This is a genomic window from Ferrovibrio sp. GW821-FHT12F09 (assembly GCF_058806775.1).
In genome coordinates this window covers 249,724-269,061 of record NZ_JBXAPZ010000001.1, presented here as the reverse complement: position 1 = coordinate 269,061, position 19,338 = coordinate 249,724, and the positions used below count along the sequence as shown (strand labels likewise).

The 19,338-nt window shown below is 65.0% G+C and carries 20 protein-coding genes; 15 read left to right on the top strand and 5 right to left on the bottom strand.

What is annotated here, in order from left to right; genetic code table 11:
- The first annotated feature begins 99 nt into the window (after window positions 1–99).
- From AC1ROB_RS01420 to AC1ROB_RS01405, 4 genes are all read left to right on the top strand, one after another.
- Window positions 100–927, top strand: coding sequence for a class I SAM-dependent methyltransferase (locus AC1ROB_RS01420; protein ID WP_492972548.1), 828 nt, complete (start codon window positions 100–102; stop codon window positions 925–927).
- Between the two features lie 138 nt (window positions 928–1,065).
- Window positions 1,066–2,613 (top strand): murein biosynthesis integral membrane protein MurJ, encoded by a 1,548-nt coding sequence (gene murJ, locus AC1ROB_RS01415; protein ID WP_492972549.1) that lies wholly within the window; start codon window positions 1,066–1,068, stop codon window positions 2,611–2,613.
- A gap of 102 nt (window positions 2,614–2,715) precedes the next feature.
- Window positions 2,716–3,726, top strand: a complete 1,011-nt coding sequence (gene trpS / locus AC1ROB_RS01410) for a tryptophan--tRNA ligase (protein WP_492972550.1) — start codon at window positions 2,716–2,718, stop codon at window positions 3,724–3,726.
- 102 nt (window positions 3,727–3,828) lie between these two features.
- The gene (locus AC1ROB_RS01405) at window positions 3,829–4,791 is read left to right on the top strand and encodes a DUF2333 family protein (RefSeq protein WP_492972551.1); all 963 of its coding nucleotides are present in this window, start codon (window positions 3,829–3,831) and stop codon (window positions 4,789–4,791) included.
- Window positions 4,792–4,800: 9 nt separating this feature from the next.
- Here AC1ROB_RS01405 and AC1ROB_RS01400 read toward each other — a convergent pair whose 3' ends face one another.
- Window positions 4,801–5,208, bottom strand: coding sequence for a tautomerase family protein (locus AC1ROB_RS01400; RefSeq protein WP_492972552.1), 408 nt, complete (start codon window positions 5,206–5,208; stop codon window positions 4,801–4,803).
- Window positions 5,209–5,338: 130 nt separating this feature from the next.
- On the opposite strand from AC1ROB_RS01400, the gene AC1ROB_RS01395 reads away from it, so the two are divergent.
- The gene (locus AC1ROB_RS01395; protein WP_492972553.1) at window positions 5,339–6,238 is read left to right on the top strand and encodes a LysR substrate-binding domain-containing protein; all 900 of its coding nucleotides are present in this window, start codon (window positions 5,339–5,341) and stop codon (window positions 6,236–6,238) included.
- Between the two features lie 62 nt (window positions 6,239–6,300).
- Entirely contained in the window at window positions 6,301–6,801 is a 501-nt protein-coding gene (locus AC1ROB_RS01390; protein ID WP_492972554.1) for a universal stress protein, read from the top strand.
- 75 nt (window positions 6,802–6,876) lie between these two features.
- Here the strand turns inward: AC1ROB_RS01390 and AC1ROB_RS01385 are convergent, their stop codons facing one another.
- Together AC1ROB_RS01385 and AC1ROB_RS01380 are read right to left on the bottom strand one after the other, a co-directional pair.
- Window positions 6,877–7,419: a PAS domain-containing protein gene (locus AC1ROB_RS01385; RefSeq protein ID WP_492972555.1), complete on the bottom strand. Its 543-nt coding sequence runs from the start codon at window positions 7,417–7,419 to the stop codon at window positions 6,877–6,879.
- Between the two features lie 77 nt (window positions 7,420–7,496).
- Window positions 7,497–8,786: an adenylate/guanylate cyclase domain-containing protein gene (locus AC1ROB_RS01380; protein WP_492972556.1), complete on the bottom strand. Its 1,290-nt coding sequence runs from the start codon at window positions 8,784–8,786 to the stop codon at window positions 7,497–7,499.
- A 176-nt stretch (window positions 8,787–8,962) separates the two neighbouring features.
- Between AC1ROB_RS01380 and AC1ROB_RS01375 the strand changes: the two genes are divergently transcribed.
- From AC1ROB_RS01375 to AC1ROB_RS01345, 7 genes are all read left to right on the top strand, one after another.
- Complete coding sequence (locus tag AC1ROB_RS01375) at window positions 8,963–9,526, top strand: NifU family protein (protein WP_492972557.1); 564 nt, start codon at window positions 8,963–8,965, stop codon at window positions 9,524–9,526.
- 179 nt (window positions 9,527–9,705) lie between these two features.
- Complete coding sequence (locus tag AC1ROB_RS01370) at window positions 9,706–10,911, top strand: glucosaminidase domain-containing protein (protein WP_492972558.1); 1,206 nt, start codon at window positions 9,706–9,708, stop codon at window positions 10,909–10,911.
- Window positions 10,912–11,090: 179 nt separating this feature from the next.
- Window positions 11,091–11,585, top strand: a complete 495-nt coding sequence (locus AC1ROB_RS01365; RefSeq protein WP_492972559.1) for an RT0821/Lpp0805 family surface protein — start codon at window positions 11,091–11,093, stop codon at window positions 11,583–11,585.
- A gap of 4 nt (window positions 11,586–11,589) precedes the next feature.
- A complete protein-coding gene (locus AC1ROB_RS01360) occupies window positions 11,590–12,588 on the top strand; it encodes a tetratricopeptide repeat protein (protein ID WP_492972560.1) in 999 nt (332 codons plus the stop codon).
- A 27-nt stretch (window positions 12,589–12,615) separates the two neighbouring features.
- Window positions 12,616–13,596 carry a DnaJ C-terminal domain-containing protein gene (locus AC1ROB_RS01355; protein ID WP_492972561.1) on the top strand — a complete coding sequence of 327 codons (981 nt, stop codon included), beginning with the start codon at window positions 12,616–12,618 and terminating at the stop codon, window positions 13,594–13,596.
- 167 nt (window positions 13,597–13,763) lie between these two features.
- On the top strand, window positions 13,764–14,603 hold the full coding sequence (locus tag AC1ROB_RS01350; RefSeq protein ID WP_492972562.1) for an N-acetylmuramoyl-L-alanine amidase family protein: 840 nt from the start codon (window positions 13,764–13,766) through the stop codon (window positions 14,601–14,603).
- A 71-nt stretch (window positions 14,604–14,674) separates the two neighbouring features.
- Window positions 14,675–15,436 (top strand): sulfite exporter TauE/SafE family protein, encoded by a 762-nt coding sequence (locus AC1ROB_RS01345; protein WP_492972563.1) that lies wholly within the window; start codon window positions 14,675–14,677, stop codon window positions 15,434–15,436.
- Here AC1ROB_RS01345 and AC1ROB_RS01340 read toward each other — a convergent pair.
- Window positions 15,416–16,336 (bottom strand): LysR family transcriptional regulator, encoded by a 921-nt coding sequence (locus tag AC1ROB_RS01340; RefSeq protein ID WP_492972564.1) that lies wholly within the window; start codon window positions 16,334–16,336, stop codon window positions 15,416–15,418. The two genes, AC1ROB_RS01345 and AC1ROB_RS01340, sit on opposite strands and share 21 nt — an antisense overlap.
- Before the next feature lie 94 nt (window positions 16,337–16,430).
- Between AC1ROB_RS01340 and AC1ROB_RS01335 the strand changes: the two genes are divergently transcribed.
- Complete coding sequence (locus AC1ROB_RS01335; RefSeq protein WP_492972565.1) at window positions 16,431–17,597, top strand: mandelate racemase/muconate lactonizing enzyme family protein; 1,167 nt, start codon at window positions 16,431–16,433, stop codon at window positions 17,595–17,597.
- A gap of 65 nt (window positions 17,598–17,662) precedes the next feature.
- On the top strand, window positions 17,663–17,905 hold the full coding sequence (locus tag AC1ROB_RS01330; protein ID WP_492972566.1) for a DUF2798 domain-containing protein: 243 nt from the start codon (window positions 17,663–17,665) through the stop codon (window positions 17,903–17,905).
- Here the strand turns inward: AC1ROB_RS01330 and AC1ROB_RS01325 are convergent.
- Window positions 17,902–19,206 carry an RsmB/NOP family class I SAM-dependent RNA methyltransferase gene (locus AC1ROB_RS01325; protein ID WP_492972567.1) on the bottom strand — a complete coding sequence of 435 codons (1,305 nt, stop codon included), beginning with the start codon at window positions 19,204–19,206 and terminating at the stop codon, window positions 17,902–17,904. The genes AC1ROB_RS01330 and AC1ROB_RS01325 overlap by 4 nt on opposite strands.
- Between the last annotated feature and the right edge of the window lie 132 nt (window positions 19,207–19,338).

The window sequence follows — 19,338 nt, the reverse complement described above, 5'->3', positions numbered from 1 at the left end:
TGGCGCAGTATTTTGCGACCTTGAGTAGACGGTCTGTGGCGGCGTGCTGAGTTATGCGGGCAACCCTGACCGTGTCGGATCAGGAAAGGCTTAAGGGTTATGAAGGCAGTGTTGAACAAGGTCTTGGCCAAGACGACCGGATACCAGCTGGCCCGGCACCGCAAAGACCCGAAGTTCTATCTCTATGGTGGTGACACTCGCCCGAGCACCCCGCGCTATCTCAATATCGGCGCCGGCAACTGGAGCCACCCGATGTGGCACAACCTGGATAACCCGCGCGCCGATTATGGCAAGTCGCTGCATTCCCATATTGCCCACGACCTGACCTCCGGCGAGCCCTGGCCCATTGCCGATGACAGCCTGGAGGCCATCTACAGTTCGCATACGATCGAGCATCTGAATGACGTGACCAACGCGGCCATGTTTCGGGAAGCCCACCGAACCCTGAAGAAAGGTGGGGTGATCCGGATCACGACGCCTGATATCGATCTGTACCTCGATGCCTATCGCCGGAAGGACGACCAGTTCTTCCGCTATGCCAGCAGTGGCCATCCGACCAAGCCGCTGCCGTTCGGACTTGAGCAGGCGCTGCTGATGACCTTCGCCGGCCCGATCAGCGCCCATCACAAGGGCAACGACATCGAAAAGGTTTCATCGGAGGAAGTCCGCGCGCTGTTCGCCGGCGATCCCTATGCGGCCCTGGACAACCTTTGCGCCCGCATACCGCTCGAAATGGTACGCAAATGGCCGAAGCATCATAAGACATGGCTGAACGGCACCAAGCTGACCGGCATGCTGAAGGCTGCCGGTTTCGCGGTTGCTGAGAAATCCGGCTATGGGCAGTCGCGGCTGGCCATCCTGCGCGATACCGATTTCTTCGATGCCACGCATCCACCGCTGTCGCTGCATGTCGAAGCCGTGAAGTGAGCGGCAACCGCTTGCCCTGATCGCCCCTGGAACGTGTCGCTGGTCACAGCGGCCTGCAGGCGCGTTGGGAAAGAGTGGTGCGTTGCCAGGGCCTTGCCTATACTCGCCGCGCCTGCAACGGAGCGGCCGTCTGCCTCCATGTCCCTGTTTCGCGCCATAGCCACTGTCGGCGGCCTCACCATGGTGAGCCGCATCGCCGGTTTCGTGCGCGACCTGCTGATCGCGCGCTATCTTGGCGCCGGTCCGATTGCCGACGCCTTCTTCGTGTCGTTGCGGCTGCCGAACTTCTTCCGCTCGCTGTTCGCCGAAGGCGCCTTCACCGCCGGCTTCCTGCCGCTGTTCAGCCGCACGGAGGCCAAGGAAGGCCGCGCTGCCGCGCAGAATTTCGCCGAGCGGGCGCTTGCCCTGCTGCTGCTGGTCACGCTTGGCTTCACGCTGGTGGCGCAGATCGCCATGCCGCTGGTGATCCTGGTGCTGGCGCCGGGCTTTGCCAATGATCCGCTGCGCTTCCCGCTGTCGGTCACGCTGACCATCATCACCTTTCCCTATCTGCTGTTTATCAGCCTGGCTTCGCTTTACGGCGCGGTGCTGAACTGCCTGGGCCGCTTTTTCGCCATGGCGGCGACGCCGATCCTGCTCAACCTGGTGATGATCGCCGGCATGCTCTGGTTGACGCCCTATGTGCCCAATGCCGGTTATGCGCTGGCCTGGTCGACGCTGGTCGGTGGCATCCTGCAGTTCCTCTGGCTCGCCTGGGATGCCCACCGCGCCGGCCTGTCGCTGCGCCTGCGTCGTCCGGTGATCAATGACAAGGTGCGCCGCCTGTTCCGCCTGGTGCTGCCGGCCGCCCTGGGCGCCGGGGCCACCCAGGTCAACCTGATGGTCGGGCTGATCCTCGCCTCGCTGCTGCCGGCCGGCGCGGTGTCGTATCTCTTCTATGCCGACCGCATCAACCAGCTCACTGTGGGGGTGGTCGGCGCCGCGATCGCCACGGCGCTGCTGCCCACGCTGGCCGGCCAGCTGGCGCGCGACGATCACAAGGCGGCCACCTACACGCAGAACCGCGCCATCGAATTCGGCCTGCTGCTGGCCCTGCCATCGGCGGCAGCATTGCTGGTGGTGCCGTTCCCGATCATTTCGATCCTGTTCCAGCGCGGCGAGTTCAATCTGGTCACGGCGCAGGAGACGGCGATGACGCTGCTGGCTTATGCCATCGGCCTGCCGGGCTTCGTGCTGTCGCGCACCCTGACGCCGGCCTTCCATGCGCGCCAGGATACGCGCACCCCGGTCAAGCTGGCGCTGGTGACCATCGCGGTGAACATTGCACTGAGCCTGGCGCTGATGCCGTTTCTGGCCCATGTCGGCCTGGCGCTGGCCACGGCGCTGGCCGCCAGCGCCAATACCCTTCTGCTGCTCTACACGCTGCATCGCCGCGGTCACTGGCGCAGCGACGCGCGCCTCAGCGGACGCGCCCTGCGCATCCTGATCGCTTCGGTGGCGATGGCCGCCGTGCTGGTGGCGCTGGATCGCGTGGTGCTGCCGCCCTGGTATGCCGGCGGTTTCTGGATGCGCGTTTCCGCCCTGGCGGTGCTGGTCGGCGGCGGCATGGTCACCTACCTGGCATCGATCCTGCTGCTGGGCGCCAGCCGTCCGTCGGAATGGCGGGCGATCCTGCGTCGTGGGTGACCGGCAGCTATTGACGGAATGCCGGCGCCCGGCGATAACCGGCGCGCTTTAAATTTTCCCGCAACCGGGGTCTTCCACCGCCCCATCGTCACAGGGACCGTCATGGCCTTCCAACGGCGCATCTTCTCGGGCATCCAGCCCACCGGCAATCTCCATCTTGGCAATTATCTCGGCGCGGTGCGCAACTGGGTCGCGCTGCAGAACGAATACGAGTGCATCTTCTGCATGGTCGACATGCATGCGATCACCGCGTCGCTGCTGAATGCCGACGACCTGCGCAACAGCACCCGCGAACTGGCGGCGGCGATGATCGCTTCGGGCATCGACCCGAAGAAGAACATTCTGTTCAACCAGTCGCAGAATCCCGATCACGCCACCCTGGCCTGGATCTTCAACTGCGTCGCGCGGCTCGGCTGGATGAATCGCATGACCCAGTTCAAGGAAAAAGCCGGCAAGGACCGCGAGAATGCCTCGCTCGGTCTCTATGCCTATCCCGCGCTGATGGCCGCCGACATCCTGGCCTACAAGGCCACCCATGTGCCGGTCGGCGAAGACCAGAAACAGCATCTGGAACTGACCCGCGATATCGCGCAGAAGTTCAACCACGACTACGGCAAGGAGATGTTCCCGCTCACCGAGCCGCAGATTTTCGGCACGGCCACGCGCGTGATGTCCCTACGCGACGGCGCCAAGAAGATGTCGAAGTCGGATGCCTCCGACCAGGCGCGCATCAACCTGACCGACACCGCCGACCAGATCGCCGACAAGATCAAGCGCGCCAAGACCGATCCCGATCTGCTGCCCGACACGGTTGAAGGCCTGGAGGGCCGTCCGGAAGCACAGAACCTGATGGGCATCTATGCCGCCCTGTCGAACCAGACGCTGGAGCAGGCGGTGACGGCCACGGCCGGCAAGGGCTGGGGCGCTTTCAAGACGCTCCTCACCGAGACTTCGGTTTCTGTACTCGGTCCGATCACAGCAGAGATGCGTCGTCTCACGGCCGACCCGGGCTATGTCGATGGCGTCCTGCGCGAAGGCGGCGAGAAGGCTCGCGCCCTGTCGGCGCCGGTGATCGCCGAAGTCTACGACACGGTCGGGTTCCTACGTCCGTAGGGCGTGGGCTGGTTCCTGCGGCCCTGATCGCGGCATCTTGAATGACAGCCACGGCGGGCCCACATTGGTGGTGCCTCCCGTCCTTTTTCTGGCCGAATCCCCATGCTTGACGACACCACGACCGGCTCTTCCCTCAAAGCCTGGCTGCGCGCCCGCTGGCTGCCGGTCAGCATCATCTCCGTCGTGCTGGTGTTCGGCCTGTATTATCCGGTCGGCATGCTGATCGCCCACAAGATTGACGACCGCATGGATTACGCCGTTCCGGCCGCCGATCTGCCCGCTGGCGGCAGCCGCACGGTGGCGATGGCGGCCTCTCTCATCGACCGCGAAGTGAATCGCAACGGCTGGGTCGCCAACGATCCCTTCTTCATGCCAGGCTCGATGCTCGACAACATGCCGAACTACCAGCTCGGCATGATTCACGCGCTGGGCCGTTTCGCCTTCCAGCTGGTCGACCAGATCGGCCGCACCCGCGGGTCGAGCCAGACCGACCGCGACCTGCAGGAGGCCGCCGGCCTGCTGCAGTATTCCGGCACCAAGTGGATTTTCGATTTCTCCACGTCCTTGCTGCCGACCGCGAAGTCGGAAGACCAGTATCGCAAGGCGCGTTCGGCCCTGCTCGGTTACAACACCCGCCTTGGCGCCGGCCAGGCGGTGTTCGAGCGCCGCGCCGACAATCTGCAGGCGACCCTGGAGCGCATCGCGCTGGATATTGGCTCGGCTTCGGCGGCGATTGACCGCCGCATCCAGGAGGGCGGCAATACCGTCATCGACTGGGAAGCCGACGATGTCTTCTACAGCGTCAAAGGGCAGATGTACGCCTATTACCTGATCCTGCGCGAGCTGAAGCAGGACTATCCCAATCTGGTGCGCGACCGCGAACTGGTCGGCACCTGGGACCAGATGCTGGCGTCATTCGCCGCCGCTGCCGGGCTGAAGCCGCTGGTGGTGTGGAATGCGAAGCCTGACGCGGTGATCCTGCCCAATCATCTGGGCTCGATGGGATTCTACGTCGAGCGTTCGCGCACCCAGATCTACGAGATCATCAATATCCTGCAGAAATAAGCCGGCGCCTTAGCTGTCGCTGCCGCGCTGCTGCACGATTGCCATGGCGAATTTGCCATTGCCGACCGACCAGTCGGAATAGTCGTTTTCGTGCGTGAAGATGAAGACGTCGCGCGGCGACACGCCGGCATCCTTCTCCAGATTGGCGGCAATCGCGGCATAGAGATCGCGCTTCATCGCGTCGCTGCGACCGCGCCGCATGGTGATTTCCACCACCACCAGGTCGTCCGAACGGGCGATGCCGTTGAAGCTGCGGTCATAGAAGAAATCGTCATCGCCGTATTCCTGCACGGCGTTGAACAGCTCGTCGGCGGGCATGCCGATGGCGGCGACCAGGGCCTGGTGAATGCCGGTGACAATGGCGCGCTTGCGGGCGGGCAGGGTGCCCCGGCGGACCAGGGTGCGGATAAAGGGCATGACGGAAAGCCTTGTTGCTTGGGTTCTGCGTGATCCAGCATCACGCCGTTGGCAGTGATATCTGGCAATTTATAGGTTGAAAAACGATCATTTTTCCGTCTTCCTGTGATTTAAACTCACAGGAAGAGTCATGCGTCGCCGTCTGCCTTCCCTCAATGCCCTGCGCAGTTTCGAGGCCGCCGCCCGGCAGGGCAGCATGACCCGCGCCGCCGATCTCCTCGGCGTCACCCATGGTGCCGTCAGTCGGCAGGTGCGTGGCCTGGAGGCAGAGCTGGGCCTGTCGCTGCTGGAAAACCATCGTGGCCGCCTGGTGCTGACTCCGTCCGGCACGCATCTGATGGCCGTGCTGGAAGATGCCTTCGACCGGATTGCGCGCGGCGTCGATGCCTTGCGCGCGGAGGCCTCCACCGATATCGCGGTGTCCAGCTTCGGCAGTTTTGCCATGCGCTGGCTGATCCCGCGGCTGCATCGCTTTCAGGCCGCCCATCCCGCGCTGATCGTCCGGCTGACGACATCGGACAGCGATATCGCGCTGGCGCAGGGCAGTTTCGATCTGGCGATCCGCGTCGGAAGCGGACCCTGGCCTGCCGGAGTTGTGGCGATTCCGCTCTTTGCGGAATTCGCGGGGCCGGTGCTGGCACCGGTGCTGTTGCAGCGCTGCCCTCTCGATACGCCGGCCGCGCTGCTGCAGGCGCCCTTGCTGCACACCGCCACGCGCAAGGATGCATGGCCCGAATGGTTCGCCGGCCATGGCCTTGCCACGCCGCCGGCGCTGGAGGCCCAGAGTTTCGAGCATGTCTATTTCATGCTGGAGGCGGCTATGGCCGGACTCGGCGTTGCCATCGGTTTCTGGCATCTCGTCGCCGATGACATGCAGGGCGGCCGCCTGCTCGCACCGTTCGGTTTCGCGCCGACCGGCCGGCATTACATGGCCTTGTTGCCGCAGTCCGGTTCCGCGGCAGCGCAGACCTTTGCCCGGTGGCTGCAGCAGGAAGCGCAGGCATTCATGGCGGCGCAGCCACCGCTTTAGCCGGTTAACCGCGCTGTCCTGGCCGCTTGCATTCCAGCCGTCAGCGATGGCACCTTGCCGGGATGAGTGAAACCAAAAGCCCGTCCGCCGCCGAGGCTCGCCGGCGCAGCAAGTTCCTGGTCGTCGTCGACGATACGCCGGAAGTGCGTGTTGCCGTGCGCTATGCCACGCGCCGCGCCCGCAATGTGCGCAGCGGCGTGGTGATGCTGCGCGTGGTGTCGCCGGTGGATTTCCAGCAATGGGCCGGCGTGGCCGAGATCATGCGCTCGGAAGCCCATGATGCGGCTGAAGGCCTGCTGCAGAAGCTGGCCGAACAGGTCAACCAGGACTCCGGTCTGCTGCCCGAGTTGGTGATCCGCGAGGGTGTGGCGAAAGACGAGATCCTGAAGCTGGTGGATGAAGATCCCGATATCCGCATGCTGGTGCTGGCTGCGGCACCCGGCGGCGAGGGTCCGGGTCCGCTGGTCAGCGAACTGGCCGGTCAGAAGGCGGGGCAGCTGAGCTTCCTGCTCACCGTGATCCCGGGCAGCCTCACCGACGAGCAGATCGACCGGCTGACTTGATTTTCGTCGACGATCCCGATGGCCATCGCATCGAGGAGGTGGTCGCTGCGGTGACCATGCACTGAGGCTATCGTTTTACGGCGGCACATCCAGCGGAATGGTGTGCTCGGTGAGAATGCTCACTTTGACCGGGTCGCCGATGTGATCAATCGGGTTGCCGTCATGGCCCTCAAGCCGGTCGTAGAGCGCGATACCGAAGATCAGGTCCACGTTGTGGCGGTTGCTCGACAACGGCAGCAGCAGGCGCTGAAACCGCATGACGGGCATGCCACGCCGTTCCCAGTGCTGCATGGCATACTGGGCATTCCCGGTCAGCACCAGGTGATAGCTGGCCTCGATGCGGACGAGCTGGTCGTCATGGAACAGGTCCTCCAGATAGCGGCTGCTCAGCTCGAAGCCGAGATTCTCACGTACGGTTTCGCCGGACAGCACGAAGCGGAAGCGATGATCGTCGGGTTCCACCTCGACCAGGAACAGGTTCGGCAACAGGCGCTTCAGGTCGAGCGGATCGATATCGGCGCGCGCCGGATAGCGGTTGGTGCCGCGCCAGCGATGCCAGCAACTCAGCGCATAGCTGAGCCGGGCATCGTCCTTGAGGGCGGGCGGCAGGGCGGTCATGACATGGCGGACTCTGGCGTCGCGCGCGGGCCGCGACAAGCCCAGAACGCGCCGGGCCCCCCGACGTTACCGGAAATCTAGTCTTCGTAGCCCGCCAGACGCTCCGCAGGCAGACCGAACAGCTCCTGCGGTTCGCGCACGCCGCGCAGCACATGGAAGCCCAGCGGCTCCAGCCGCTGCCCGGGACTGCTGCCCGGGGTGTTGATCTCGGCGGCGAAGGCGGTCGAGGCCAGCAGGGGGCGCCCCACCGCCTTGGTCTGGGCTTCCAGCCGCGACACTTCGTTCACGGCACGGCCGATCACGGTGAAATCCAGACGGTCGCGGGCGCCGATATTGCCGAACACCACCTTGCCCACATGCAGGCCGATGCCGACTCGCAGCGGCGGCGCCCCGGCAATGCCGCGGCCCTGGTTCAGTTCATGCAGGCCGGCAAAGGCCGACTCGGCAGCGATCAGCGCGCGGCGGCAGGCGGCTTCGCGCGTATTACCTTCCTCGACGCGGAAGATGGCCAGCAGGCCATCGCCGATGAATTTCAGCACCTCGCCCTCATGGGCCTGGATCGGGGCCGCCACGGCGTCGAAATAGCGGTCGAGGGTCGCCACCACCTCGGTGGCGGTGTTGCGGTCCGAAAAGGCGGTGAAGCCACGGAGGTCCGACAGCAGGATGGCGGCTTCCACCTCATAGCCCTGGCCGCGCTGGATGGCGCCGTTCAGCACCCGCTTGGCCGGTCCATGGCCCAGATAGGTGGTCAGCAGGTCCCGGGTCATGCGGCGGGAGGCTTCCAGCTCCATCCGCAGGGCGATCAGCGGCATCAGCTCCATCAGGTAGCTCAGATGCTCGGGCCGGAATCCGCCAGGCTTGTCGGTGGCGAAGCTCATGAAGGAGACATTCTGCCCGGCCTCGCGGCCCATGCCCGGTCCCTGGGTGAACCGCATGGGCAGCATCAGGTAGTCGGTCACCCCCATCGGTTTCAGCTCGTGCAGGATCTCGAAATCCAGCGGCGTGTCGGGCAGCTCGATCTGCCGGCGGATGGCGGCGGCGCCCTGGTGGATCACGGCGATCGGGCTGTTCAGGTATTCGGCGGTCTTGGTGATCCCGTGGGGCCGTTCGCCCATCGTGACTCCCACATCCCGTTGCCAGACGAAGCCGCGCGTATAGGTCTGGGGGTGCATCGAGGGCAGGCCGGTCATCAGACGGAGCAGCGGTATGCCTTCGTCGAGCAGATGGCGACAGAATCCCTCGATCAGGTCGGCGATCGGCATCGCCTGACCATCATGATCGACCAGCCAGCGGGCTGCCGGGGTGAGAACAAGCCGCGAATCGGGCCAGCTCGGCAGACGCGCCACCCCCTCTGCCGGGATGCTCATCGCTCCACAGCCCTGGGGACAACCCGCAGTTTTATCCACATCGGTTTAAATTCTTCCAATTATTGTGCAGCGCACGCAACTTAATTGCTGGAACACAGTTTTGCCATGACCTTCGTCCTTGATATTTGCGGACCCCCCAACCAATTTCCAGTCCACCTTTCACGGATACATCAAGAATGTTCATCCAGACCGAAACCACGCCGAACCCGGCGACCCTGAAATTCCTGCCCGGACGCGATGTCCTGGGCGGCGATTTCGGTTCGGTTGATTTCACCGATGCCGAGGCCGCCAAGGCTTCCCCACTGGCTACCCGCCTGTTCGCGGTGGCCGGGGTCGAGGGCGTCTTCCTGGGCGCCGACTTCGTTACCGTCACCAAGCCCGATGCGCGCGACTGGACCGAGCTGAAGCCGGCCCTGTTGGGCGCCATCATGGAGCATTTCATGGCCGGCCTGCCGGTTATGAATGCCGATGCTGGCAGTGCCGGCGTCGAAGAGACCTACGATCCGGCCGATGCGCCGCTCGTGGTCCAGATCAAGGAACTCATCGATACGCGGGTGCGTCCCGCGGTCGCCCAGGATGGCGGCGATATTATCTTCCGCGGATTCGAGCGGGGGATTGTTTACCTGCAGATGCAGGGCTCCTGTTCCGGTTGCCCCAGTTCGACGGCAACTTTGCGCTACGGCATCGAGAATATGCTGAAGCATTACGTGCCCGAGGTATCGGAAGTTCGGGCTGTCTGAGTATTCATCGCCGCTGGTTTCCTGGGGTTGCAGGAACTAACGGCAGTTCACCGCGTTTTCGGTGAGTTCACTGCGTTTCCTGGTGGGGGATCGCACATAGGGCAGCGTCCGGCGCGGTCCGACGAAGTTATGTCGGCTGTGTCGTGGGCTTGGCGCTGATAACTGTGGAGGTTTGACCCATGACGGCACATCGCGATAGGCGGTTGCTTGCCATTGGATCGGACGTACGTCTGATTGTTGCCGGTTTCGGTCTGTTATTGGCCGTCGGCCTGGTTTCCGGCGTGGGGGTGGGGCTGCTGTCCAGCCGCCAGCTCGCGCGCGTCCCCGACATGCAGGTGCAGCAGGCCTCGCTGGGCGAAGGCGTGCATGACGCCTGGGATCGCCTGCGCCAGGTGGCGCAGCTCGACTGGCGTGCGCTGATCGAGCCGCGCAGCGTCGTGGCCGATGCCGTGCGCCCCGTTGCACCCAAAATTACCGAAGAACAGCCTGCCGTGAGCGCGGCCGAAGCCTCGCGCCGCATCGCGGAAGTGCGTCAGTTCTCGCCGTATCGCACGGCGTTGCGCGCTGACTCCGATCGCACCGTCGATGCCATGCTGCGTCGCTTCGAGCAGGAAGGCTTCGATCTGGCCGAACTGCGCAATGCCAATGGCCAGGTGGAAGTGCCGCGCATTTTCCTGGCTTCGCTGCCGGTCGATATCGCCGATGTCAATCTGACCGAGAAGCGCAAGCGCGCCTTCCTGAAGGTGATGCTGCCGCATATCCTGCGCGAGAACGAGCGCATCGTCGCCGATCGCGACCGCCTGCAGCAGCTGCGCAAGCGCAATGAATTCGGCACAGCTGTTTCTGCGCGCGACCAGCAGTGGATCGAGCAGATGGCCGAGCAGTATGGTGTCGATGATGCCGACATCAATGAACTGATCGCGCGCGTCGACGTGGTGCCGCCGGGTCTGGCGCTGGCGCAGGCGGTGGAAGAATCCGGCTGGGGCACATCGCGCTTCGCACTGATGGGCAATGCCGTCTTCGGCATGTGGACCTGGAATCCGGGCAGCGGCCTGGTGCCGGAAAACCGTCCCGATGGCGAGACCTATGAAGTGCAGCGCTTCAAGAGCCTGGAGCATTCGGTCGCCGCCTATATGCGCAACCTGAATTCCAAGGCCAGCTATCGCGAATTCCGCGACAAGCGCGCCAACATGCGCGACCGCGGCAGTCTCGACAGCTACCAGCTGGCCGGCACCCTGCATCGCTATTCGGTGCGTGGCCCGGATTACATCCGCACCATCCGTTCGATCATGAAGTCGAACAGCCTGGACACCTTCGACGCCGCCAAGCTGGCGGACGAGCCGGCCCCGCTGTTCTCGACGCTGGACTTCTTCAGCAAATCCTAAGCGGTAAGACTTCCCTAACCATAAAGGTCGGCAGGACGCTGTTTCTGCCGGCCTTTTTTCGGTTTCGCCCGCCCGAGTCTGCCGCCCGCCCGTCTTGCGGCGCACCAAACCCGACCAATATACTGTAGATACCGGACTCGGCCGCGAAGCCGCGCCGCCGGTTTGCCTGTGAGGATCCTATGAACACCCGTCTTTCCCGTTTCCTGGCCGTGCCCGCCCTGCTGGCCGCCCTCAGCCTTGCCGCCTGCCAGAACGGCCAGGGCCCGGAGATGAACAAGGAGAATATCGGCACCGTGCTCGGCGGCATCGGTGGCGCCGTACTCGGTGCGCAGTTCGGCAAGGGCACCGGCCAGCTGGTTGGCGTGGCCGCCGGCGCGCTGGCAGGCGCCTATCTGGGCAACCAGGTCGGCTCGTCGCTCGACAAGGCCGACAAGGCGCATATGGAACAGGCCAGCCAGAAGGCCGCGACGGCGCCGATCGGCCAGCCGATCTCCTGGCGCAATCCCGACAGCGGCAATGCCGGAACGGTGACGCCGACCCGCGAAGGCACGGCGTCGAATGGCGACTATTGCCGCGAGTTCCAGCAGTCGGTGACCGTGGGCGGCAAGACCGAGCAGGCCTTCGGCACCGCTTGCCGCCAGCCCGACGGCAGCTGGAAGGTCGTCAACGGCTGAGATCATGCATAGCGTAGTGGCGTCGTCGCGACGGCAGTTGCGTCCGGCCGGCAACCTTGCGGCGGCCGCGCTGGCCGCGCAGGTTCTGCTGGCGACTGCACTGGTCCCTGGGCCGGCGCGGGCCGACTTCACGGCCGGCGTGCGCGCCTACGAGGCCGGCGATTATGCTGCTGCCTATGCCCAGTGGCTGCCAGTCGCTGAAAAGAACGATGTGGCCGCGATGCGCAACATCGGCCATCTCTACCGTTGGGGCCAGGGTGTCGAAAAGGACATCCAGAAGGCCATGGACTGGTATCGCCGCGCCGCCGAACTCGGCTTCTCGCGCGCCCAGGCCAATCTCGCCGCGATCTATCTGCAGGGCGAGGAGGGCGTGCCGGTCAATTACGAGGAAGCACATAAGTGGTTTGCCGCCGCTGCCATCCAGGGCCATGCGGTGGCGCAGTATAATCTCGGCCTGATGTTCGAGCTGGGCCTCGGCATCGAGAAGAGCGAGCCGCGTGCGCTCGGCTGGTACAATCTCGCGGCCAAGAACGGCCAGCCCGAAGCGCTGGACCGGCTGTCGCAGATGGTGCGCAAGCCCGAGGAGACGGCGCCGCTGGTTTCCGGCCTCCGCCTCGCCGGACCGCAGGCCGCCGAAGCCGACGACAAGACCGAAAGCACCACGGCCTCGGCTGTTGCGCCGGCCCCGGCAGCTGTGCCCAGTCTGCCGCCGCCGATTGCCGCAGCACCGGTTACTGTCGAACCGCCTGCCGCCGAACCGCCAGCGGTACAGGCCGTGACGGCGCCGGCGTCAGAGCCTGCCGCCGTCCCGCCCGCTGAGACACCGGCGTCATCCCAGCCGGAACGGCCGGGCTTTTTCGCGCGCGTCTATAATGCGCTGGCGTCGGGTGGCGGCGTGTCGATCCCCGATATCTTCGACGGCGGCGAGAGCAAGACGGACGAGCAGAAGGCCGATGAGCCTAAGGATGGCGAGCCGAAGCCGGCCGGCGAGGCCAAACCATGAGCCGCGTCAGCGTCAGGATGCATCGCCATGCGTGATCCCTATACGGTGATCGGCGTTGCCCGTGCGGCGAGCCAGGACGATATTCGCAAGGCCTATCGCAAGCTGGCCAAGGAATTTCACCCGGACCGCAACCAGGGCAATGAAAAGGCCTCCGAGCGGTTCAAGGAAATTTCCGCTGCCTATGACATCATCGGCGATGCCGACAAGCGCGGCAAATTCGATCGCGGCGAGATCGATGCGGCCGGCCAGCCGCGCCGCCCCGGCTTCAATCCCAATGCCGGTGGCCGCGGCCCCGGTGGGGCGCGTGGCCCGTTCGGTGGTGGCACCGGCGATTTCTCCGGCTTTGACGGTACCGGCGCCGAAGACATTTTTGACGAGATTTTCAGCCAGATGCGGCGCGGTCGCGGTGGCGCCGGCGCGGCCGGTGCCGGTGCGGGAGGCTTCGGCGGTGCCCGTGGCAGCCGACCGCTGCGCGGCGCGGATCGCCATTTCAATCTGAAGATCGGTTTCCTCGATGCGGCGCGCGGCACCAAGCGCCGCCTCACCATGCCCGATGGCAAGCAGCTTGATGTCGCCATTCCGGCAGGCCTTGCCGATGGCCAGCAGATCCGCCTGCGCCATCAGGGCGATGGCGGCCGGCATGGCGGCGAGGCCGGCGATGCGCTCATTGAAGTGACGGTCGAGCCGCATGCCTTCTTCACCCGCCAGGGCGACGACATCCATGTGGAGCTGCCGGTCACCATCGACGAGGCCATTCTCGGCGCCAAGATTCCGGTGCCCACCATCGATGGCATGGTGGCGGTCGCGGTGCCGAAAAGCGCCAGTTCGGGCACCACATTGCGGCTGAAAGGTCGCGGCTTCCCCGGCAAGGGCGATGAACGCGGCGACCAGTATGTGAAGCTGAAGGTGGTGTTGCCCGAAAAACCCAATTCGGCGCTGGAAAAGCTGATCGAGGGCTGGGTCAAGGGCAACAAATACGACGTCCGCGCCAAATACACGGTCGATTGAATCCGGGCGACCGACCCATTAACGAAGCCTTCACCATCTCCTGACAGCTTTGGCCGCGCGGACTTTCCTTGCACGGGAGTCTGGCGGATTCTATCGTCCGCCGCATCCCCGCCGATTCGCGCGGGCACAGAATTCGTTTTGACCGCTTCGTCTGGTCGGAAACCGGCATGTATTCACGGCGCCTCGTCATCTCTTCGCTTCTCGGCCTGCTCGGCAGCAGTGCGCTGCCCGGTCTGGGCCTGGCGGCTGACCGTGCCGCGCCGCTGCCCGGCCGCAAGCCGGCCGGCAATGGCGCGCCGCCGAAGCCGGTGCCGCCGCGCCCGCCTGCCGTCATCGTGCTCGATCCCGGCCATGGCGGTCGCGATCCCGGCGCCATCGGCGTCACCGGCACGGAAGAAAAAGATGTCACGCTCTCGATCTGCCTCAGCATCCGGCAGGCCCTGGCGGGCAATCCGAACCTGAAGGTTTTCATCACCCGCGAACGCGACAGCTATATTCCGCTGCCCAGCCGCGTCGCCTTCGCGCATGAGAAAAGCGCCGACCTGTTCCTGTCGATCCATGCCGATGCGGCGCCCAATCGCGGTGCCCGCGGCCTGTCGGCCTATACCCGCGCCGAAAAGGCCACGGACGACTTCGCCCGCCGGCTGGCCGACCGCGAGAACCAGGTCGACGCGATCTACGGCTTCGATGCCGGCGCCACTGACAAGCAGACGGCGGCCATCCTGATCGATCTGGCGCGTCGCCATGGCCACAATGCCTCGCTCAGCGCCAAGCGCCGCATCGTCACCGGCGTCGGCCGCCGCGTCGAACTGCTGGAGAATCCGATGCGCGCAGCGAATTTTGCCGTGCTGCGCTCGCCGGCGCTCCCCTCGGTGCTGATCGAGACCGGCTTCCTGTCCAATCCGCAGGACGAGAAAATCCTGCGCAATCCCAAAAGCCGCGCCGAACTGGCGCGCTACCTCGCCGACCAGATCGCCCCCGTCGCACTGGATCTGCGCGAGGCGTAAGCCGCGCCGCATTGCCCCCTGACAATTCAGCGGATGCGCATCGCCATTCCGGCTGCTAAAGCAGTCTGACGATGCTCCCGGAGATTCTTCCCCTCGTCCTTGCGCTTTGTGGCGTGTTCCTGATCGCCTTCATGCGCGGCGCCTTCGGCGGCGGTTTTGCCATCGTCGGCATCCCGCTGCTTTCGCTCGGTCTCGATCCGATCATGGCCGGCGCGCTGCTGGCGCCGCTGTTCATCGTCATCGACCTGTTTGCGCTGCGCTACTGGAAGCCCAACACCTGGTCGAAACCCGATGCGAAGCTGCTGTTGCCGATGCTGCTGCTGGGCATTGCGGCGGGCACCGTGCTGATGCGCGTGCTGGATCGCCACCTGATCGAAATTGCCATGGCGCTGATTACGCTGCTGTTCGCCGGCCTGTGGTTCAGGGGCGGCGGCGAGGTGCGGGTGCAGCCGCGGCAGCCGGCGAAAGGCATGCTGGCGGGCTTCTGTTCCGGCATCACCACGATGGTGGCGCATGCAGGCGGACCGCCGCTCGCCCTGTATCTGCTGCCGCTGGGTCTGCCCAAGATGGTTTTGGCCGGCACCACCAGCCTGTTCTTCACGGTGGCCAACATGACCAAGGCCGGACCCTGGCTGTGGCTGGCGCGACCGGGCCCGGAGATCTGGATTCTGATGGCCTGCTGCCTGCCGGTGATTCCGCTCGCCGTCTGGGCCGGCTGGCGCCTGCATGAACGGCTGGACCAGCGCCAGCTCTATCGCATCTGCTACGGCCTGCTGATCGTCACCGCCTGCAAGCTGCTGTGGGACGGTGTGTCAGGCCTTGTCCAGTTCTGACGGCAGGATGGTTGCCCAGAAATCCTCGGCGATGCGGGTGCCGCGTTCGCGCGGACGGTAAAGCCGGATCTCGACCGGGATGGTCCAGGCCTCGCCGCCAGCCGGCACCAGGCGGAGGCTGGCCAGATCTTCCTCGATCAGGCTCTGCGGCAGCCAGGCGATGCCGCGGCCATCACGGGCCATGGCGCGCAGCACGGTGCCCTGTGGCGCGATGAAACTGACGCGCAGCGGCAGACTGGTTTCGCGGCGGCCCAGCATCGCGGTGACGATGCGGCCCAGGCCGGAATCCTCGGCATAGGCCAGATAGGGCAGGGCCTGCGACGCGGCATCCAGAGCATGGCGCGGCTTGCCGCTGTCATCCGCTGCACAAACCGGTAACAGCCGGTCCTGTGCCAGACGGCGGTACAGGAAACGGTCCGGCGGCAGGCGGTTGGCCACCGCATCATGGCCGTGGCACAGCAGGAACTGGCTCTGTCCCTGCAGAAGGGCTTCCTCGCCGGCCAGCATGCTGCCCGACATCAGGCGGATGGCGCCGAGCTTGGCGGCGATATCCAGGCCGCGCAGCCAGTCCGGGAAGAAGGTCAGCGATAATGCCTGGGTGGCGGCAAAGGTCAGCGTTGCGGTTTCCGCCTGTTCGGCCTGGCGCGCTTCCTCGCGGCCCTGCGCCAGGCGTCGCAGCGTGTCGCGCACGGTGGGCATGAACTGCTCGCCGGCGGCCGTGAGTCTCACCGGCTGGGCCGAGCGGTCGAAGAGTCCGACACCAACCCAGTCCTCCAGCGCGCGGATGCGGCGGCTGAAGGCCGGCTGGGTCATATGCCTGGCCTCGGCGGCGCGGCTGAAATTGCCCGCTTCCGCCAGACTCAGGAAATCTTCCAGCCAGTTCAGTTCCATAAGGCTCATGCCCCGGGTGAATAACAGTATCTGAATCTGGCATTGGCGGTGGTCTGCTGTCCATGTCTAGATGCGGGCCTTCTCACAGGAGCCCGCCTTTCCCATGCGTATTGTCGATGTCCGCGAAAAAACCGTCTCGATCGCCTCGCCGATTGCCAATGCCTATATCGATTTTTCCAAGATGACCTGCTCGGTGGTCGCCGTGATCACCGACCAGCTGCGCGATGGAAAGCCTGTCGTCGGCTTCGGCTTCAACTCCAATGGCCGCTATGGCCAGGGCGCGCTGATGCGGGAACGCTTTCTGCCGCGCCTGACGGACGCCAAGCCGGACACGCTGATCGACACGGCCAACAACAATCTGGATCCGTTTGCGATCTGGAAGACGCTGATGAGCAACGAGAAGCCCGGAGGCCATGGCGAGCGGTCGGTCGCCGTCGGCACGCTGGATATGGCGGTGTGGGATGCCGTCGCCAAGATCGCCGGCGTGCCGCTCTGGCGCCTGCTGGCCGACCGCTATCGCGGCGGCGTCGCCGACGAGAAGGTCTGGGTCTATGCCGCTGGCGGCTACTACTATCCCGGTAAGAATCTGGGCGCGCTGCAGGACGAGATGAAAAGCTATCGCGACCGCGGCTACCGTGTCGTGAAAATGAAGATCGGCGGCGAGCCGCTGGCCGACGATTTAAAGAGAATCGAGGCCGTACTGAAGATCGTCGGCGACGGGCAGAATCTCTGCGTCGACGTGAATGGCCGCTTCGACATCAAGACCGCCATCGAATACGGCAACGCCATCCGGCCCTATAATCTCTACTGGTATGAAGAGGTCGGCGATCCGCTGGATTACGCCCTGCAGGCCGAGCTGGGCCGGCATTACGACAAACCGATGGCCACCGGCGAGAACCTGTTCTCGCATCAGGATGCGCGCAACCTGATCCGCTTCGGCGGCATGAACAAGGATCGCGATTTCCTGCAATTCGACTGCGCGCTCAGCTATGGCCTGGTGGAATACCTGCGCACCCTGGATGTGCTGAAAGAACATGGCTGGTCCAGCCGCCGCGTGGTGCCTCATGGCGGCCACCAGATGTCGCTGAACATTGCTGCCGGGCTGCATCTGGGCGGCAACGAAAGCTATCCCGATGTGTTCAAGCCGTTTGGCGGCTTTGCTGATGGCATCGCGGTGAACGACAGCTATGTGTCTTTGCCGCAGATTCCCGGTGTCGGCTTCGAAGCCAAGGCCGAACTCTACAAGGTGATGAAGACGCTGCTCGATTGATCCGGCTCTGGCTGCAGGGCAGGCGATGCGCTAAACATCGCCTGCCCCCTCGAACCGGACATCCGATGCAAAAGAAACTGCCCGCCCGTTACAATCTGGTCGCCATGCCGCTGGCGCTGTCTTTCCTGATGACCTTCATTGTCTCGGGAATTTCGACCTTCAATGGCGTGGGCTTCACGCCCGGCGTGGTCGAGAAATGGATGCAGGCCTGGGGCCTGTCCTGGATCGTGGCGTTTCCCACCATGCTGTTCGTCTTTCCGCTGGTGCGGCGTCTGGTCGGTTTGATCGTCGAGCCGCCGCGGTCCTAGACGTTCTTCTGCAGCGCGACGGCGAAGAAGCCGTCCATGCCGCCGCGGCCCGACCACATCGAGGGCAGGGTGCGCAGCGCGCCGTCATGGGCCACGGCTTCCGACGGCAGGCGCAGTTTCGCCGCATCGGCCCGCACCAGCGTCGCGCCCTGCAGGGCCTGCAGATAACCGATCTGGTATTCGCCTTCTTCAGGCTGCAGCGAGCAGACGCAATAGACCATGCGCCCGCCGGGTTTCAGTAGGCTCCAGGCCTTGGCGATCAGCCGGCGCTGCAACTCGGCCAGCTTCATCACATCGGTCTCGTCTTTCAGATAAGGCAGATCGGGATGGCGGCGGATCGTGCCGGTGGCCGAGCAGGGCGCATCCAGCAGCACGGCATCGTATTGCCGCGTGGTGTTCCATTCGGCGATTTCGGCAGCGACCACATCGGCCTGCAGGCCAAGCCGCGCCATGTTCTGTTCCAGCCGTCGCAGCCGCTGCGCCGAACGGTCGACAGCGGTGACGGCAGCGCCCATCGCCGCCAGCTGCGCGGTTTTGCCGCCCGGCGCGGCGCAGAGATCGGCCACCGACTTGCCGGCCACATCGCCCAGCATCTTTGCCGGCAGGGTCGCGGCGACATCCTGTACCCACCAGGCGCCTTCGCTGAAGCCAGGCAGGCTTTCGACGCCGCCGGCAGCAGTGCGGCGGAGGCTGCCGCTCGGCAGCAGTTCGGCTTCGAGTTTTTCAGCCCAGCCCGCAGCGTCCTCTTTTACCGAGATATCCAGCGGCGCTTCGTTCAGATGCGCGGCGGCAATGGCGCGCGCGGTGTCTTCGCCGTAAGCGTTGATCCAGCTCTGCCACAGCCAGTCCGGTGTGTTGGCCTTGGCCGCATCCAGCTGCGCCACAATGGCGGCGCCCTCGGTGGCGACCTTCCGCAGCACGGCGTTGATCAGGCCGCGCGGCTTTTTCTGCTCGGGATGCATGAGGTTGACGGCCTCGCCGACAGCGGCATGGGCCGGCGCATCGAGAAACAGCAGTTCGGCGGCGCCGAGCCGCATGGCTTCGCGCGGCAGCCCCTTGGGCCACAATGTGAGGAATTTGCGCAGGGTGCCGTCGATCTGGCCGCGGCGGCGCAAGGCTGTGGCGACCAGCCGGCGCACGAAGGCGCGGTCGCGGTCGGAGAGGTCGCGGAAGCCGTTCTTGCCGTCCAGCAGCGCATCATCCAGGGCCCGACCATGACCCAGCACACCGTCCAGCAGGCTGGCGGCAACGCGGCGGGCTGAGGGCGGGGCGGGGGGTGTCTGGTCTGGGGCTTCGGACATGGGCGTGTTCTAGCCTCCGGGGGATGCATAGTCGAGCGACTCGCCCGAAAGGGTGGAATCGGGCAGGCGAATCGGAGCGTTATCGCCGACCCGTGCCCCGGCTGTTCCCGGTGCCTTGCTTGGCGGGAGCGG

Coding starts and splice junctions, on each gene's coding strand:
- AC1ROB_RS01420 (WP_492972548.1), top strand. CDS start 100: ATGAAGGCAGTGTTGAACAAGGTCTTGGCCAAGACGACCGGATACCAG.
- murJ (WP_492972549.1), top strand. CDS start 1,066: ATGTCCCTGTTTCGCGCCATAGCCACTGTCGGCGGCCTCACCATGGTG.
- trpS (WP_492972550.1), top strand. CDS start 2,716: ATGGCCTTCCAACGGCGCATCTTCTCGGGCATCCAGCCCACCGGCAAT.
- AC1ROB_RS01405 (WP_492972551.1), top strand. CDS start 3,829: ATGCTTGACGACACCACGACCGGCTCTTCCCTCAAAGCCTGGCTGCGC.
- AC1ROB_RS01400 (WP_492972552.1), bottom strand. CDS start 5,208: ATGCCCTTTATCCGCACCCTGGTCCGCCGGGGCACCCTGCCCGCCCGC.
- AC1ROB_RS01395 (WP_492972553.1), top strand. CDS start 5,339: ATGCGTCGCCGTCTGCCTTCCCTCAATGCCCTGCGCAGTTTCGAGGCC.
- AC1ROB_RS01390 (WP_492972554.1), top strand. CDS start 6,301: ATGAGTGAAACCAAAAGCCCGTCCGCCGCCGAGGCTCGCCGGCGCAGC.
- AC1ROB_RS01385 (WP_492972555.1), bottom strand. CDS start 7,419: ATGACCGCCCTGCCGCCCGCCCTCAAGGACGATGCCCGGCTCAGCTAT.
- AC1ROB_RS01380 (WP_492972556.1), bottom strand. CDS start 8,786: ATGAGCATCCCGGCAGAGGGGGTGGCGCGTCTGCCGAGCTGGCCCGAT.
- AC1ROB_RS01375 (WP_492972557.1), top strand. CDS start 8,963: ATGTTCATCCAGACCGAAACCACGCCGAACCCGGCGACCCTGAAATTC.
- AC1ROB_RS01370 (WP_492972558.1), top strand. CDS start 9,706: ATGACGGCACATCGCGATAGGCGGTTGCTTGCCATTGGATCGGACGTA.
- AC1ROB_RS01365 (WP_492972559.1), top strand. CDS start 11,091: ATGAACACCCGTCTTTCCCGTTTCCTGGCCGTGCCCGCCCTGCTGGCC.
- AC1ROB_RS01360 (WP_492972560.1), top strand. CDS start 11,590: ATGCATAGCGTAGTGGCGTCGTCGCGACGGCAGTTGCGTCCGGCCGGC.
- AC1ROB_RS01355 (WP_492972561.1), top strand. CDS start 12,616: ATGCGTGATCCCTATACGGTGATCGGCGTTGCCCGTGCGGCGAGCCAG.
- AC1ROB_RS01350 (WP_492972562.1), top strand. CDS start 13,764: ATGTATTCACGGCGCCTCGTCATCTCTTCGCTTCTCGGCCTGCTCGGC.
- AC1ROB_RS01345 (WP_492972563.1), top strand. CDS start 14,675: ATGCTCCCGGAGATTCTTCCCCTCGTCCTTGCGCTTTGTGGCGTGTTC.
- AC1ROB_RS01340 (WP_492972564.1), bottom strand. CDS start 16,336: ATGAGCCTTATGGAACTGAACTGGCTGGAAGATTTCCTGAGTCTGGCG.
- AC1ROB_RS01335 (WP_492972565.1), top strand. CDS start 16,431: ATGCGTATTGTCGATGTCCGCGAAAAAACCGTCTCGATCGCCTCGCCG.
- AC1ROB_RS01330 (WP_492972566.1), top strand. CDS start 17,663: ATGCAAAAGAAACTGCCCGCCCGTTACAATCTGGTCGCCATGCCGCTG.
- AC1ROB_RS01325 (WP_492972567.1), bottom strand. CDS start 19,206: ATGTCCGAAGCCCCAGACCAGACACCCCCCGCCCCGCCCTCAGCCCGC.